This window comes from Acinetobacter sp. YH12226, assembly GCF_013417805.1.
In the GTDB taxonomy this organism is placed as follows: Bacteria; Pseudomonadota; Gammaproteobacteria; order Pseudomonadales; family Moraxellaceae; genus Acinetobacter.
This window is the reverse complement of sequence record NZ_VPDG01000061.1, coordinates 1-1222: the sequence shown is the minus strand read 5'-3', so window position 1 is coordinate 1222 and position 1222 is coordinate 1. Positions and strand designations below refer to the sequence as shown.

Annotated in this window: 1 protein-coding gene and 1 pseudogene; one reads left to right on the top strand and one right to left on the bottom strand. The window is 32.8% G+C overall.

The genetic code is table 11. The features are described from left to right. Positions 1 to 473: 473 nt before the first annotated feature. Positions 474 to 935 carry a DIP1984 family protein gene (locus tag FTV08_RS16065; RefSeq protein WP_180039238.1) on the bottom strand — a complete coding sequence of 154 codons (462 nt, stop codon included), beginning with the start codon at positions 933 to 935 and terminating at the stop codon, positions 474 to 476. A gap of 214 nt (positions 936 to 1149) precedes the next feature. On the opposite strand from FTV08_RS16065, the pseudogene FTV08_RS16060 reads away from it, so the two are divergent. Further along, positions 1150 to 1222 (top strand): annotated as a pseudogene (locus tag FTV08_RS16060) (IS5/IS1182 family transposase); the annotation flags it as partial.

The following is a 1222-nucleotide window of genomic DNA, read 5'->3' as shown; positions in this document are numbered from 1 at the left end:
GTACACAGTGCACTGGGTTATGTATCGCCTTTTGAGTTTGAAGCAATGTACTATGATAAGATTAACCCGTTAGGTCAGGTGGCCTAACTTAAATAAAAAAGTCTCCGACAAACCCGGTACGGTTCAACTTGTGATTTGAATCTGCTGTTTTCAAAATCTGTCTTTCAGCTCGTTATGCAACAAAGCCGAACCGAATTAAAAATAGAAATGTAGTTGAGCTGGTGCTTGCTCATTTCTTTATTTTTAGTAATTGAGGTGAACATACTGTCAGTACATGGTAGTTATAAGTAACATGTAACTTTGTTCGCACAAAGATTTGAGTTATGCCAAGTGATGGATTGATTTGTACTTAAAATTTTAAGCTTATCCACTTGCTTTGCAAGCCACTACACTTTATTTACAATCCTATGTTGTGGAAGTAAGGGATCTTGTACTCGCCCAGTATGTTCAACTTGATTATATCTAAAGGACTATTAGGCATCAATCAAATCAATTTTCCAATTACTCGACTGAATCAACACATTTAAATCACGTAATTTAAGACTAATATCATCAGCTTGTTTTTGTAGTGATGAAACTGGAATAACTTTATGCCACTTTATTTCCCGCGTACTATAACGATCAGATTCACGAGATGTATTACTTATTGCTGCAGTTAGGGTTTTGTGCTGTTCTACAAATTCATCACGCAAAGTCAATAAAGCAAGTAAAGAACGACCATCATTTAATTTTGTTAAAGCATTAGTTTCATGAATTGCATAACTTAATTTTTGAAATTCTTGAATTAAAGCAAATACTTGTTTTAGTAGTTCATTTGGATCTTCAGATGGTTTATCACCATCTTGTACCAATACATTTGCATTGATACGTTGTTTTAGTGAAATAATTTTTTTTTGTTGATCACTTCGAAGTAAGAGAGCTTCTGCTAATTTCATTTTTCACCTATTAACCAATTAGAATTAAGTTTTAAGCAGCTAAGTAATTTTACAAATACTATATCCTCATTCTTTAAAAATCAAAAAAATTGATTTTTTATAATTTTCAGAGGTAGAAGTCTTATATTTTGTCATTAGGGTGTGTTGACACTTTTAGCTTAAAAAATAGCGAAGTAGTAAAATCAAATCGCCAAACCCAATTTTACTATTCGCTATGCCTCGTACCATGCTGACAGATCAACACTGGCAAAAGTTGAAAGTTATTCTGCGTAATTTATCCATTCACC

What these genes read in the sequence shown, in the direction of transcription:
- FTV08_RS16065 (WP_180039238.1), bottom strand. Translation starts at nt 935, where the DNA reads ATGAAATTAGCAGAAGCTCTCTTACTTCGAAGTGATCAACAAAAAAAA.